The 14033-nt window shown below is 60.4% G+C and carries 12 protein-coding genes; 1 reads left to right on the top strand and 11 read right to left on the bottom strand.

All coding sequences use genetic code 11. The annotated features are described in order from the left end of the window. Positions 1-16 precede the first annotated feature (16 nt). The 11 genes from UIA24_RS02100 to UIA24_RS02050 form a co-directional block, all read right to left on the bottom strand. On the bottom strand, positions 17-721 hold the full coding sequence (locus tag UIA24_RS02100) for a TetR/AcrR family transcriptional regulator (RefSeq protein WP_065761727.1): 705 nt from the start codon (positions 719-721) through the stop codon (positions 17-19). 102 nt (positions 722-823) lie between these two features. Further along, positions 824-2326: a lysine--tRNA ligase gene (gene lysS, locus UIA24_RS02095; RefSeq protein ID WP_330522070.1), complete on the bottom strand. Its 1503-nt coding sequence runs from the start codon at positions 2324-2326 to the stop codon at positions 824-826. Positions 2327-2400: 74 nt separating this feature from the next. Further along, positions 2401-3496, bottom strand: a protein-coding gene (prfB, locus tag UIA24_RS02090; protein ID WP_099773686.1) for a peptide chain release factor 2 whose coding sequence is annotated in 2 segments (ribosomal slippage) — positions 2401-3423 and positions 3425-3496 — 1095 coding nt in all. Because the reading frame shifts where the segments join, the coding sequence is not laid out codon by codon here. A gap of 102 nt (positions 3497-3598) precedes the next feature. After that, complete coding sequence (locus UIA24_RS02085; RefSeq protein WP_065759936.1) at positions 3599-4603, bottom strand: response regulator; 1005 nt, start codon at positions 4601-4603, stop codon at positions 3599-3601. A gap of 51 nt (positions 4604-4654) precedes the next feature. Continuing rightward, a complete protein-coding gene (locus tag UIA24_RS02080) occupies positions 4655-5665 on the bottom strand; it encodes a chemotaxis response regulator protein-glutamate methylesterase (RefSeq protein WP_102052892.1) in 1011 nt (336 codons plus the stop codon). Next, positions 5662-7983, bottom strand: a complete 2322-nt coding sequence (locus UIA24_RS02075; protein ID WP_330522069.1) for a hybrid sensor histidine kinase/response regulator — start codon at positions 7981-7983, stop codon at positions 5662-5664. The genes UIA24_RS02080 and UIA24_RS02075 overlap by 4 nt, the downstream gene beginning before the upstream one ends. Next, positions 7980-8648 (bottom strand): chemotaxis protein CheW, encoded by a 669-nt coding sequence (locus UIA24_RS02070; protein ID WP_330522068.1) that lies wholly within the window; start codon positions 8646-8648, stop codon positions 7980-7982. The genes UIA24_RS02075 and UIA24_RS02070 overlap by 4 nt, the downstream gene beginning before the upstream one ends. Beyond that, positions 8645-9925: a CheR family methyltransferase gene (locus tag UIA24_RS02065; RefSeq protein WP_330522067.1), complete on the bottom strand. Its 1281-nt coding sequence runs from the start codon at positions 9923-9925 to the stop codon at positions 8645-8647. Before UIA24_RS02065 ends, UIA24_RS02070 begins: the two co-directional genes overlap by 4 nt. Next, positions 9922-10452 carry a chemotaxis protein CheW gene (locus tag UIA24_RS02060; RefSeq protein WP_330522066.1) on the bottom strand — a complete coding sequence of 177 codons (531 nt, stop codon included), beginning with the start codon at positions 10450-10452 and terminating at the stop codon, positions 9922-9924. The genes UIA24_RS02065 and UIA24_RS02060 overlap by 4 nt, the downstream gene beginning before the upstream one ends. Positions 10453-10459: 7 nt before the next feature. Then, positions 10460-12082, bottom strand: a complete 1623-nt coding sequence (locus UIA24_RS02055) for a methyl-accepting chemotaxis protein (protein ID WP_330522065.1) — start codon at positions 12080-12082, stop codon at positions 10460-10462. Positions 12083-12219: 137 nt separating this feature from the next. After that, a complete protein-coding gene (locus UIA24_RS02050) occupies positions 12220-12903 on the bottom strand; it encodes a tellurite resistance TerB family protein (protein WP_330522064.1) in 684 nt (227 codons plus the stop codon). Positions 12904-13071: 168 nt separating this feature from the next. On the opposite strand from UIA24_RS02050, the gene UIA24_RS02045 reads away from it, so the two are divergent. Next, positions 13072-13983, top strand: a complete 912-nt coding sequence (locus UIA24_RS02045) for a LysR family transcriptional regulator (protein WP_065759944.1) — start codon at positions 13072-13074, stop codon at positions 13981-13983. Positions 13984-14033: the final 50 nt, after the last annotated feature.

Here is a 14033-nt window from a genome sequence, read left to right as displayed (position 1 = left end):
TGAAATGGATCGTGCCTTAGACCGCAGCCAATACCAGATGCAGGTATCGCGTAAGAATAGCGAGCATCTGCGCTTCGGCGTGCGGTCGCTCAGCATCGAGCAGGCCCTGATATTCCATCTGCTCGATTATCGCCGTCAACACCAAGGCGTCCTGCTGAGGTTCACGAGAGCCCACGACCTGAAGCATCTGGCCCGCGCCGCGTAGCAAAATCTGCTCGTGCGACTTGACCAGTTCGGCCAATTTCGGACACAGCAGCGCCTCCTGGCGAAAGGCCTGCTCGGCCATCAGGAAGTTGCGGCGGTTATGCAGTTGGCGTTGCACATACTCGCTCATCATCTTCGCCACTTCGTCGGCCAGCCGCGCCCGGGATTGTGGACTGCCGTCGCCCTGAGACAATAACTGACGCAGCACCACTTCGGTGTGCTCCCAGAGCTTGGCCATGTACGCAGCGCTGCGCTCCACGTACTGGGCAAAGCTGTCGATCAGCAGGTCTTCGATATCCTTGAAGTAGTAGGTGGTGGCCGACAAGGGCACCCCTGCCTCGGCGGCTACCGCACGGTGCCGCACACCCCGCACGCCATCACGGACAACGATGCGCATCGCCGCGTCGAGAATCTCCTGACGACGCTGCTCACTGCCACGACGGCTCGCCTTGCGCCCCTGGTACTGAACACTTTCCGCCACCGCTGTGGCCACGCCAGCAGCACCTTGTTGAGCCATTGCAGGAGTCACTACAGGTCTACCTCTATGAATTGCTGTCGATTCGATCAACTTATTGCGGGCAAGAAAAAGCCGCCCCGGAAGGCGGCTTGTTCAGTACGCTCAGGCCTGTGGGCGCATGTGCGGGAACAGGATCACGTCACGGATCGACGGCGAGTCAGTCAGCAGCATGACCAGGCGGTCGATACCAATGCCTTCACCGGCGGTAGGCGGCATGCCGTACTCCAGGGCACGTACGAAGTCGGCATCGTAGTGCATGGCTTCGTCGTCACCGGCATCCTTGTCGGCCACCTGCGCCATGAAGCGTTCGGCCTGGTCTTCGGCATCGTTGAGCTCGGAGTAGGCGTTGGCGATTTCACGGCCACCGATGAACAGCTCGAAACGGTCGGTGACGTTCGGGTTCTTGTTGTTGCGACGTGCCAATGGCGACACTTCGAACGGGTATTCGGTGATGAAGGTCGGCTGCTCGAGTTTATGTTCGACCAGTTCTTCGAAAATCATGGTCTGCAGCTTGCCCAGGCCCTCGAAACCTTTGACGTCGGCACCGGCCTTCTTGGCCAGGGCGCGCGCCTTGTCGATGTCCTGCAGGTCGTCAGCGGTGATTTCCGGGTTGTACTTGAGGATCGAATCGAACACAGAGATACGCTGGAACGGCTCGCCGAAATGGAACACCTTGCCCTGATACGGCACATCAGTGCTGCCCAGAACCAGTTGCGCCAGTTCGCGGAACAGTTCTTCGGTGAGGTCCATGTTGTCTTCGTAATCGGCGTACGCCTGGTAGAACTCCAGCATGGTGAACTCAGGGTTGTGACGCGTCGACACACCTTCGTTACGGAAGTTGCGGTTGATCTCGAACACACGCTCGAAACCACCGACCACCAGGCGCTTGAGGTACAGCTCCGGGGCAATACGCAGGAACATTGGCAGGTCCAGCGCGTTGTGGTGGGTTTCAAACGGCTTGGCCGCGGCGCCGCCAGGGATGGTCTGCAGCATCGGCGTTTCGACTTCAAGGAAGTCGCGCTTGGCCAGGAAACTGCGGATGTGGCTGATGACCTGCGAACGAACGCGGAACGTCTGGCGGGTGTCTTCGTTGACGATCAGGTCAACGTAGCGCTGACGGTAGCGGGTTTCGGTATCGGTCAGGCCGTGGTGCTTGTCTGGCAGCGGGCGCAGCGACTTGGTCAGCAGGCGCACGTTGGTCATTTCCACGTACAGGTCGCCCTTGCCGGAACGCGCCAGGGTGCCTTCAGCGGCGATGATGTCGCCCAGGTCCCAGGTCTTGACCGCAGCCAGGGTTTCTTCCGGCAAGGTCTTGCGGTTGACGTAGACCTGGATACGACCGGTCATGTCCTGAATCACCATGAACGAACCACGGTTGAGCATGATACGGCCGGCAACCTTGACCGGGATCGCTGCAGCTTCCAGCTCTTCCTTGGTCTTGTCGACATACTGTTTCTGCAGGTCGTTGCAGTAGCTGTCACGGCGGAAGTCGTTGGGGAAGGCCTGACCCTGTTCGCGCACAGCGGCAAGTTTTTCCTTGCGCAGGGCGATCAGGTTGTTTTCTTCCTGTTGCAGGTCTTGCGGATCGAGTTGTAGGTCGCTCATGTCTTCACATTTTCCATCACGGGTTCGTTGCCCTCGCCCGTCGGGCGAGGGACTTGTGGCAGGTCTCGGAGGGGTTATAGCCCCTGCTTGAGACTGGCCTCCAGGTATTCGTCGAGATCGCCGTCGAGCACCTTGTCGCAGTCGCTGCGTTCGATGCCGGTACGCAGGTCCTTGATCCGCGATGCATCAAGCACGTAGGAACGGATCTGATGCCCCCAGCCAATATCGGACTTGCTGTCTTCAAGGGCCTGGGAGGCGGCGTTACGCTTCTGCATTTCCTGCTCGTACAACTTGGCCCGCAGCATTTTCATGGCGGTGTCCTTGTTGGCGTGCTGGGAGCGTTCGTTCTGGCAGCTGACCACGGTGTTGGTCGGGACGTGGGTAATCCGCACCGCCGAGTCGGTGGTGTTAACGTGCTGACCGCCGGCACCGGACGAACGATAGGTATCGATTCGCAGGTCGGACGGGTTGATATCGATTTCGACCTTGTCGTCGATCTCAGGCGAGACGAACACCGCCGAGAACGAGGTATGACGGCGGTTGCCAGAGTCGAACGGGCTCTTGCGCACCAGGCGGTGAACACCGATCTCGGTGCGCAACCAGCCGAAGGCATACTCACCCTTGATATGCAGGGTGGCGCCCTTGATACCGGCCACTTCGCCTTCGGACAGCTCCATGATCGTGGTATCGAAGCCGCGCTTGTCGGCCCAGCGCAAGTACATGCGCAGCAGAATGTTGGCCCAATCCTGAGCCTCGGTACCGCCGGAACCGGCCTGGATGTCCAGGTAGGCGTTGTTCATGTCCATCTCGCCGCTGAACATGCGACGGAACTCGAGCTTCTCGAGCGCGACGCGCAGGCGGTCGAGTTCACTGACGACGTCCTCGACAGCGGCTTCGTCGTCTTCTTCAACGGCCATGTCCAGCAGGTCACGGCAATCGGCCAGGCCACCGGACATTTCGTCCAGGGTCTCGACGATCTGCGCCAGCATGGCGCGCTCACGGCCCAGTTCCTGGGCGTATTCGGGCTTGTTCCAGACGTTCGGGTCTTCAAGCTCGCGGTTGACTTCGATCAGGCGCTCATGCTTTTGATCGTAGTCAAAGATACCCCCGAATAGTCTCGGAGCGCTCGGTCAGGTCCTTGATGGTGTTCAGGATCGGGTTGATTTCCATGGGCGGGCAGCTCTCGTGCGTAATCTGTCAAAAGCCGGAGAGTATAACGCACTCAAATGCCTGCGGCAGCCCGCCCGACGGCCTGCCGCAAGAAAACTCGCCTCAGGCCACCCCGACCTGGTTGCGCCCGCCATTCTTGGCCAGGTACAAGCCTTTGTCCGCCGCCGAAATCAGCTGCCGGCAATGGCTACCAACCGCTGGGATGTGCGTCGCCAGGCCAATACTGACCGTCAGGCTTGAGCCGGCCTCTGGCAGGGTGTGCGCAATCTGCAGCGCTTCCACGGTCTGGCGCAATTTCTCGGCTACCAGGCGGGCGCCGCCCGGAGAGGTGTTGGGCAGCACCAGCGCGAACTCCTCACCGCCATAGCGCGCTGGCAAGTCGCTGGGCCGGCTGCAGGAACTGCGAATGGCCTCGGCGACCTTGCGCAAGGCCTCATCGCCGGCCAAGTGACCAAAGGTATCGTTGAACGCCTTGAAGTAGTCGACATCAATCATCAACAGCGACAATTGTGTCTGCTCGCGGATTGAACGGCGCCATTCCAGCTCAAGGTACTCGTCGAAGTGGCGGCGATTGGACAACCCGGTCAACCCATCGGAGTGCATCAACCGCTGCAGCACCAGGTTGGTGTCGAGCAACTGTTGCTGGCTGACCCGCAAGGCCCGGTAGGCCTCGTCACGCTGCAGCAGGGTCAGGTACGAGCGCGAGTGGTAACGAATTCGCGCCACCAACTCGATGTTGTCCGGCAACTTGACCAGGTAATCGTTGGCACCGGCAGCAAACGCGGCGCTCTTGACCAGAGGGTCTTCCTTGGTGGAAAGGACGATGATCGGAATGTCCTGGGTGGCCGGATTGCTGCGGTATTCGCGTACCAGCGTCAGGCCATCAAGACCGGGCATGATCAAATCCTGGAGGATCACGGTCGGCTTGATACGGATCGCCTGGGCCACCGCCTGATGAGGGTCGGCACAGAAATGAAAATCGATGTTCTCTTCCTGGGCCAGGCCGCGTCGCACCGCTTCACCGATCATGGCCTGATCATCTACCAGCAGAACCATCGCTGAATTCTCATTGGTGCTCGGAAAGCCACTGATCGGTAAATCATTCATGCGCTGTCACCTGGCCTCTGCCGGCCAAACGGCCCGCTTCAATAGATATTGTCATTTTGAAAAAATTTCCAGCAGTCGGGGGGCAATGCGTTCCAGCGAACGAACCTCCACCGCTGCATCAATGGCCGCAGCAGCCTTGGGCATACCGTAAACGGCGCTACTTTGCTGATCCTGGGCGATCGTCAGAAACCCCTGCTGGCGCATCAACTTCAACCCCTGGGCACCATCGCGGCCCATACCGGTAAGCAACACACCGACCGCATCACCACGCCAGAACCGTGCCACGCTCTCGAAAAACACATCGATCGAGGGACGATAGATTTCATTCACCGGTTCAGCGGTATAACCAAGGGTGCCATTGCTCAATAACCGAATGTGGTGATTGGTTCCCGCCAGCAACACCTGGCCGGGCTGCGGCGGCTCGCCCTCAAGTGCCAGGCGTACGTTCAAGCCAGAAGCACTCGCCAGCCAGTCGGCCATGCCGGCGGCAAACACCTGATCGACGTGCTGAACCAGAACGATCGCGGCGGAAAAGTTGCGCGGCAGGCCCTTGAGTAACACTTCGAGTGCGGCCGGACCACCCGCCGAAGAGCCAATGGCAACCAGCCTCTGACGCTGCGCCGCATCCCGCAAGTGTGTGTTCAACGGCTGCAGCGCGGCATTGCGCTGGCCGATCAGCCAGCTGATATTGAGGATCTTGCGCAACAGCGGGGCCGCTGCCTCTCTGGGCTCACCGCCGCCCAAGGCGGGCGTATCGACCACATCCAGGGCGCCATGCCCCATGGCCTCAAAGACCCGGTGCACATTCTGTTTACGGTCGACCGTGACAATGACGATGGCGCAGGGTGTTTCGGCCATGATCCGCCGGGTAGCCTCAACACCATCCATCACCGGCATGATCAGGTCCATCAGGATCAGGTCCGGGAGCAACTCGGTGCAACGCTGCACCGCCTCGGCACCGTTGCTCGCGACCCAGACCACCTGGTGCGCGGGCTCAAACGCCAAGGCTCGGCGCAAGGCCTCAACCGCCAAGGGCATATCGTTGACAATGGCGACTCTCATCCCTGTGCTCCCCCGATCAGTTCCACCACGGCATCGATCAAGGCATCATCGTGAAAACTGGCCTTCGCCAAATAGTAGTCGGCACCGGCATCAAGTCCACGTCGGCGATCCTCTTCACGATCCTTATAGGAGACCACCATCACCGGCAGCGACTGCAATCGATTGTCACGACGCAGCAGGGTAACCAGTTCGATACCGTCCATGCGCGGCATGTCGATATCGGTGATGAGCAAATCAAAGTCTTCGCTGCGCAGGGCATTCCAGCCATCCATGCCATCAACTGCTACCGCGACGTCATAACCGCAATTGCTCAGCAGCTTGCGCTGCAGCTCACGCACGGTCAGCGAGTCATCGACCACCAGAATGCGCTTGCGTACGCTGTTGCTGGCAACGCCCCGACCACGCTCAATGCGCTCCAGGCTACCGGTACTGAGCAGCTTTTCAACCGAGCGCAGCAAGTCCTCCACATCAATGATCAGGACCACCGAACCGTCATCCAGCAACGCACCGGCAGAAATATCCTGGACCTTGCCCAAACGGGCGTCGAGCGGCATCACCACCAGCACCCGCTCACCGATCAGGCGCTCGACCGCAACCCCATAGAGTGTCTCGCGCTCACGGATCACCACCACCTTGATGTCTTGCCCATCAGAGGCGCTAGCCGGCCTGTTCAATAGCTGGCTAGCCGCGACCAGGCCGATATGTCGGCCTTCATGCCAGAAGTGCTGACGCCCGTCGATCTGCACGACCGCCTCAGCCGGCAACTCCAGCGTGCGTTCAATATGGGCCAGCGGGAAGGCATAGGCCTCTCCCCCCACCTCAACGACCAGGCTGCGCACCACTGACAAGGTCAGTGGAACTTCAAGGTGGAAACAGCTGCCCTGACCGCTGACCTGGGTCAACTCGATTGACCCACGCAGTTGGCGGACCATGTGCTGCACAGCGTCAAGCCCAACACCACGGCCGGAGACTTCAGTCACGGTATCGCGCAAACTGAAACCGGGCAGGAACAGGAAGGTGAGCAGTTCGGACTCACTCATCTGCGCCACGGTTTCCGCAGGGGACAACTGGCGCTCGACAATGGCGTGACGTAAGTGCTCCAGATCAACCCCGGCACCGTCATCGCGCAGTTCCAACACCAACAATCCCGCCTGATGCGAGGCGCGAAGACGAATTCGTCCCTCCAGGGGCTTACCCGCCAATAGCCGCTGCTCAGGCGTTTCAATGCCGTGATCAACGGCGTTGCGCAACAGGTGCGTCAAAGGCGCTTCGAGCCGCTCAAGCACATCGCGGTCGACCTGCGTTTTTTCGCCTTCGATCTCCAGCCGCACCTGCTTGTTCAGCGAGCGCCCGAGGTCGCGCACCATGCGGCTCTGTCCCGTCAGTACATCGGCGAAGGGACGCATCCGGCAGGCCAGCGCTGTATCGTAAAGCAGCTGCGCGCGCTGGCTGGCCTGCCAGCCAAACTCGTCAAGGTCCGCGGCCTGTTGCAGAAGGATCTGTTGCGTTTCACCCAACAGACGCTGTGCCAACGCCAGCGCTTCCTGCACTTCAGCGCTCTGACCGCTTGCTTCCAATTGATGCTTCAGGCCATCAAGGGCTCGAATACTCTGGTTCTGCATGCGCTTGAGCCGCTGCAAGGTGGCCAGGTAAGGCTTGAGCCGCTGCGTCTCGACCAACGACTTGCTCGAGAGGTCCAGCAGGCTGTTCAAACGCTCGGCGGTCACCCGCAACACGCGCTCCGAGCCCTCACTGCTGCGCTTGCTCCGACGCCCGCTGACCGGCACGGCAACAACGGGCTCGTCTGGCGGCGCCAATGGCGCAGGCTCGGGCATCGACAGGTGCTCGGGCGCGCTGGACAGGAGTGCCGGCGGACTGACAACTGGGGCGCTGGGGATGGGCGGTTCGGGAACGACCGCAGCAGTCGCCGCCGGATCCAGCAGCACCGCCATCTGCACCAGAAACGCCTGGACCGCCGCATCAATCGAAACATCGCCAGGGGTGGCGATGCGCATCAACAGGTCCGTGCCCTGCAGCAGGGCGTCGATATGTTCCGGGCGCAGAAACAACCGCCCCTCCTGCGCACCAACCAGGCAATCTTCCATGACATGGGCAACGCTGACTCCGGCGTCAACCCCGACAATGCGCGCTGCGCCCTTGAGCGAGTGCGCCGCACGCATACAGGCTTCCAGTTGATCCGCCTGCCGCGGATTGCGCTCCAAGGCCAACAACCCGGCGCTCAGCACCTGGGTCTGCGCTTCAGCCTCAAGGCTGAACAGTTCGAGCAACGACGCATCACGCATTTGCTCTGGGGTCATGACAGGCTCCGGCTCACGGCAGACAGCAATTGTTTTTCATCCAGCACCCGCACCGTGCGCCCACGCCATTGCAAAACAGCCTCGGTAAAGCGCTCTTCGGGCGGGCTGTCCTGAGTCAGCCGGGACAGCTCAAGGGCATGAATGCCCTCTACTTCATCAACTGGTGCCACGACAGAGCCACCTTCGGCGGCCAGAATCAACATCCGTGGTACCACACGCGACACCGTCGAGGTTGACGCGCCCCCCTCAAGCCCAAGCAGATACCCCAACGACAGGCATGGCACCAGCGCCCCCCGCACATTGGCAACCCCCTGCAGTACCCGGGAACGCTGATGCGGCAAGGAGTGCACCGATTGCAGCGGCGCGACTTCCACCAGGCAGCGCGACGCCAAGGCCAGCCACTCATCGCCTAATCGAAACAACAGCAAGGACCGTGTAGGGCCAATGTTCTGGACACTCTCCGCTTGCTGATGCGCATCCTGAGACAGGGCATAACGGTCAAGCAAAAGGGTTGCCGCAGCCGCATAAACAGCGCAGTTACGACAATGAACATGCTCGACCAACAACGCGCACTGCTTGTCGCCGTGAACACCGATGCGATTCCAGCAGTCGTCGAAACTCGGCTGGTCGCTGGCAATCACACTCCATGCCTTGTGCTCGTTCATCGTTCAGACTCCCGTTCCAAGCGTCCCGCTCGCTCCTGCAATCGGCGCGCACCGACCAGGTCACCCTGAGAGGCCAACAAGGCGGCCAGATGAACCAGCGCCTCAGGGTGTTGCGGCTCCAGATACAGGGCCTTGCGGTAGTACCGCACAGCGTCGGCACTGTCACCCGCCGTATCGGCAAGCAGCCCCAGCCAGTAGAACACCTGAGCGCAAGGCTCATGCTCACGCAAGTAACGCTCGCACACGACACGCGCTTGCGCACTGCTGCCGCTATTGGCCAACTGGGCAATCTGTGCCAGCAATTGCACAGCGGTTTCAGTGCTGGCCTGTGGCTGTGCTTGTGGTTGTGGTTGTGGCTTAAGCTGAGGCGCGGTAAATGGCCGTCGCGCAGGTTCCAGCACCGGGCGGGGTACAACCACTGGTGCCGGTTTCAATACCGGCACAGGCTTGCTGACCGGCAGCTCCGCCGGCAGTTCCACCGGCGTCTGACGGACATAGGCAAATGATTGGGGAATACCCAAGGGACGCATACCCAGGCGCGCCAGCAGGCTGCCCTCGGCCGGGCCAATGAACAAGACCCCTTCTTCGTGGGTCAGGCCCTTCAGCACTTCAAAGACCCGCTGCTGAGTGGGCACGTCAAAATAGATCAGCAAATTGCGACAGAAGACGAAATCGTACGTCCCTTCACGCGTGCGCAGCATCGGGTCCAGGACATTACCAACCTGCAAGTTGACCTGTTGCTGCACGCGTTCATCCAATCGATGCCCCTCGGCACACTCACTGAAATGCGTCTGGCGAAAGTGCTGCTGCTGACCACGAAACGAGTTTCGGCCATACACAGCCTGTTTCGCACGGGCTATAGAGCCGCCACTGATGTCGATACCATCCACACGAAACGCTTGCGCAGGGACGCCAGCATCCAGCAAGGCCATGGCAATCGAGTAGGGCTCTTCGCCGGTCGAACACGGCAGGCTGAGAATACGCAATGGCCTGCTACCCGCGATCACGGCCAGTCGCTTGAGGGCCAGGCCGGCCAACGCCGCGAACGACTCTGGGTAACGAAAGAACCAGGTTTCAGGGACAATGACCGCCTCGATCAGCGCCTGCTGCTCTTGGCTCGACTGCTGCATTTGCAGCCAATAGTCGTCCAGATCACGTGCCGAAACCGCAGCGCAGCGCTGATGCAAGGCGCGCTCGACCATTGGCTCACCCACCGAGGCGACATCCAGGCCAATACGCTCCTGAAGAAAGCGAAAGAAGCGTTGCTCGCTGTTCATGCCTGCTGCTCCTGGCCCGCATCGGCTACGGCCGGAAACAGCAACTGGCGCACCTCATCGCTCAACAGCGCCTGAACCCCAATCCACTGCAGCAGGCCTTGCGCATCTTCGCGCACCGGCCCCAGGTAAGGCGCCTGGCTGTTATCCAGGCCATAGGGGCGAAATTCGTCAGGATCACAGCGCAAGGTGTTGCTGGCCTGCTCCAGAATCAGCCCCAGCAACAAATCTGGTCGTTCGGGATCGACACGGTAATGCACCAGTACCAGTCGGGTACTAGTACGCACAGGCGCCGGTTGGCCAAAGCTCAACGCGCCAACATCAATCACCGGCACCAGAGCGCCCCGGTGGGCCAGCACCCCGGCCACCCAATGTGGCGCCTGGGCAATAGGCTTGAGTGGCAAACGTGGCAACACCTCAACCACTTCATGGGTGTCGAGGGCAAAACGCTGATCACCAATGCGAAACAACAGGAAGAGTCTGCCCTTGTTGGTCGCATCCGCGCTGCCGTGTGCCGGGAGGTCGTTCATCGGCGTGTCAGACTTTGAACCGTGAAACGCCGCCACGCAGGCCACTCGCGACCTGGCTCAGCTCGTCGATGGCAAAGCTGGCCTGACGCAGCGACTCCACTGTCTGGCTGCTGGCATCGCCCAACTGAACCAACGCATGATTGATCTGCTCGGCGCCTGTGGCCTGGGCCTGCATGCCTTCATTGACCATCAATACACGCGGTGCAAGGGCTTGAACCTGCTGAATGATCTGGGAGAGCTGCTCGCCGACCTGCTGCACCTCAAACATGCCGCGGCGGACTTCCTCGGAGAACTTGTCCATGCCCATGACCCCTGCCGAAACCGCCGACTGAATCTCCCGCACCATCTGCTCGATATCGTAGGTCGCCACGGCGGTCTGATCGGCCAGACGGCGCACTTCCGTAGCCACCACCGAAAAGCCGCGACCATACTCGCCCGCCTTCTCGGCCTCAATCGCCGCATTGAGCGACAGCAGGTTGGTCTGGTCGGCCACCTTGACGATGGTCACGACCACCTGGTTGATATTGCCGGCCTTCTCATTGAGGATCGACAGTTTGTTGTTCACCAGGTCCGCAGCCCCCATGACCTGAAGCATGGTCTCTTCCATGCGTGCCAGGCCCTGCTGCCCGGAACCGGCCAGGATGGAGGCCTGATCGGCAGCGCTGGTCACCTCGGTCATGGTGCGCACCAGGTCGCGCGAGGTGGCGGCGATTTCCCGTGACGTAGCACCAATTTCAGTGGTCGTCGCTGCAGTTTCCGTCGCCGTAGCTTGCTGCTGCTTGGAGGTGGCGGCAATTTCAGTCACCGAGGTGGTCACCTGCACCGAAGAACGCTGGGCCTGGGATACCAGATTGGTCAACTCGACCATCATGTCGTTGAAACCGGTTTCCACTGCACCGAACTCATCCTTGCGGTGCAGGTCCAGACGCACACTGAGGTCACCACTGCGCAGCCCATCCAAAGCGCGAACAATCAGTTGCATAGGCGTACTGATCGCACGCATCAGCACCAGACCGCAGACGGTGGCTGCCACAATCGCCATCAACAACGAAATGATCATGCTGACCTTGGCGGTAGACACGGCGCTGACGATCGACGACGTCGCATCTTCGGCCATATGACGGCTACGCTCGATCACTGCAGTCAGGTTTTTACGGCCATTCATCCAGGCAGGCGTCAGCTCCTGCTCCAACAGACGCCGTGCCTCTGGGTAGTTTTTGCCGCGATAGGCATCAAGCACTTTGTCGAGGGTAGCCCGGTACGCTTGTTCAAGGCGCGCGAATTCCTCGAAATTGGTTTTTTCCTCAGCGTCCTCAATGGTTGCCTGGTAGCTGGCCATGTGTTGCTTCACGCGCTCGTCGAAGCTTTTGTAGAGCGCCATGTCAGCACTGGTGATTTCACGGTTGTCACTCAACCCAACCAACTGCTGGGTGGTCACGTAGCTATCGACCCAGGCGCCACGAATCATCGAACTGTAGTAGACACCCGGGATGCTGTTGGCACGCACATCCTCCTCACCGGACTCGATCGTCACCAGGCGTGAGTAGGCAGCAACCACCATCAGCGACATGATGGCGATGATCACGGCGAAGCTCGCCAGGATCCGTTGGCGCAATGTCCAATTATTCACAGTCAGCCCTCAAGTGTTCTACGCGAGCGGAAAAATGGGCGGATTATAGCCCGCCACTCGTCGCTTTTGCGGCTGACATAGCGCATGGAACTGGCTGAAAGTCATAAATAGTGGCAATCAGCCCATATTTTTTGACCTCAGGCTTCGCGAACCTGTACCTCCAGTGCCTGCTTCAATGCCGGGTCGAGCCCCAGTTGCCTGGCCAGTTCATCGAGGTAGGCGCGCTCCATGAAGTGCTCTTCATCCACCAGCATGACACTGGCGATGTACATTTCGGCGGCCATTTCCGGCGTACTGGCTGCACGGGCAACATCCGCCGGATCCAGGGGTTTGTTCAGCTCGGCATGCAACCATTGGCGCAATGCCTGATCCGGCGTCAGTTTGACGAACTCACCCTCGATCAGTGCACGTTCGCGCTCATCGACATGCCCATCGGCCTTGGCTGCCGCCACCAGCGCCTTGAGGATCGCCTGGCTGTGCTGTTCGACCTGCGCAGGAGGCAGGCGATCAAGGGTCTGCGGCTCGCCCTTCGGTGCCGAGGCCTGACTGGCCTGCCAGTTGCCATACGCCTTGTAGGCCAGCACACCCAGGGCGGCCAAACCGCCATAGGTCAACGCCTTGCCACCATACTTGCGCGCCTTCTTGTTACCCAGCAACAACCCCATGGCTCCGGCAGCCAGCGCGCCGCCTCCGGCGCCCGAGAGCAAGCTGCCAAGCCCGCCGCTCTTGGTTGGCTTTGCGGCAGTCACATTGCCAGCCTGGTTCTGCAACAGGTCCTTGCCGGATTTGAGTAGTTGGTCGAGCAAGCCACGGGTATCCATTCACAACCTCCAAGAGAGGGACGAAAAACTGCCGTCCAGATTAAGCCGATCGGCTTTCCTGCATACCGGTGTATTTGCTTCTGGATGTTGCACCCGACGCAAAACACGCCTATTGATAAAAACGATATAGACTCACAAATCCCATAAAAACTCATAAAAGCCAACGCCATGATGACCTTGCGCCAGATCCGACATTTCATCGCCGTCGCTGAAACCGGGTCCATTTCCGCCGCCGCTCAAACCGCGTTCATTTCCCAATCAACCCTGACCCTGGCGATCCAGCAATTGGAGCAGGACATCGGCGTCAGCCTGTTCAGTCGGCACGCCAAGGGAATGACCCTGACCCATCAGGGCCATCAGTTCCTGCGTCAGGCCCACCTGATCCTCGCCACGGTCGACAATGCCAAGCGCAGCCTGCAGCAGAGTACCGATCAGGTTGCCGGGCAACTGACCATTGGCGTAACCAGCCTGGTCGCCGGTTACTACCTGGCCGACCTGCTGACGCGCTTCCAGCGGGCCTACCCGAATGTCGATATCCGCGTGACCGAGGACGAACGCCCCTACATCGAGCACCTGTTGGTCAACGGTGAAATTGATGTCGGGGTACTGATCCTGTCCAACCTTGAAGACCGCCTGGCCCTGCAGACTGAAGTCCTCACCCACTCACCCCACAGGCTCTGGCTGCCCGCGCGTCACCCCCTGCTCGAACACGACAGCATCAGCCTGGCCGACGTTGCCCGCGAACCGCTGATCCAGCTCAACGTCGATGAAATGGAGCGTAATGCCCAGCGCATCTGGGCGGGTGCCGGCCTGCAGGCCAACATCAGCCTTCGCACCGCCTCCACCGAAGCGGTGCGCAGCCTGGTCGCGGCCGGCCTGGGGGTTTCGATACAACCGGACATGACCTACCGCCCCTGGTCGCTGGAGGGCGACATTATCGAGGCCCGCCCCCTGGCCGACCTCAACCAGACCCTCGACGTCGGTCTGGCCTGGCGCCGAGGCACGGCAAGGCCGGCCTTGGTCGACCCCTTTCTCACCGTGGCCCGCGAACAACCCTCCGGGCGCAAGCCATCTATTTAATCGAACGCAGCCTTCAGTATTTAGAATTTGTAGGCCTAGCTCATGGCCAC

Source organism: Pseudomonas sp. AL 58 (assembly GCF_036348395.1).
Classification (GTDB): Bacteria; Pseudomonadota; Gammaproteobacteria; order Pseudomonadales; family Pseudomonadaceae; genus Aquipseudomonas; species Aquipseudomonas defluvii.
Note: the sequence above shows the minus strand (reverse complement) of the source record. Positions and strands in the feature narration are given on the sequence as shown.

Excerpts from the sequence above, each read along its gene's own strand:
- UIA24_RS02050 (WP_330522064.1), bottom strand. The coding sequence starts at position 12,903 with ATGGATACCCGTGGCTTGCTCGACCAACTACTCAAATCCGGCAAGGAC.
- UIA24_RS02070 (WP_330522068.1), bottom strand. The coding sequence starts at position 8,648 with ATGAACGAGCACAAGGCATGGAGTGTGATTGCCAGCGACCAGCCGAGT.
- UIA24_RS02045 (WP_065759944.1), top strand. The coding sequence starts at position 13,072 with ATGATGACCTTGCGCCAGATCCGACATTTCATCGCCGTCGCTGAAACC.
- UIA24_RS02065 (WP_330522067.1), bottom strand. The coding sequence starts at position 9,925 with ATGAACAGCGAGCAACGCTTCTTTCGCTTTCTTCAGGAGCGTATTGGC.
- UIA24_RS02085 (WP_065759936.1), bottom strand. The coding sequence starts at position 4,603 with ATGAATGATTTACCGATCAGTGGCTTTCCGAGCACCAATGAGAATTCA.
- lysS (WP_330522070.1), bottom strand. The coding sequence starts at position 2,326 with ATGAGCGACCTACAACTCGATCCGCAAGACCTGCAACAGGAAGAAAAC.
- UIA24_RS02075 (WP_330522069.1), bottom strand. The coding sequence starts at position 7,983 with ATGACCCCAGAGCAAATGCGTGATGCGTCGTTGCTCGAACTGTTCAGC.
- UIA24_RS02100 (WP_065761727.1), bottom strand. The coding sequence starts at position 721 with ATGGCTCAACAAGGTGCTGCTGGCGTGGCCACAGCGGTGGCGGAAAGT.
- UIA24_RS02080 (WP_102052892.1), bottom strand. The coding sequence starts at position 5,665 with ATGAGAGTCGCCATTGTCAACGATATGCCCTTGGCGGTTGAGGCCTTG.
- UIA24_RS02060 (WP_330522066.1), bottom strand. The coding sequence starts at position 10,452 with ATGAACGACCTCCCGGCACACGGCAGCGCGGATGCGACCAACAAGGGC.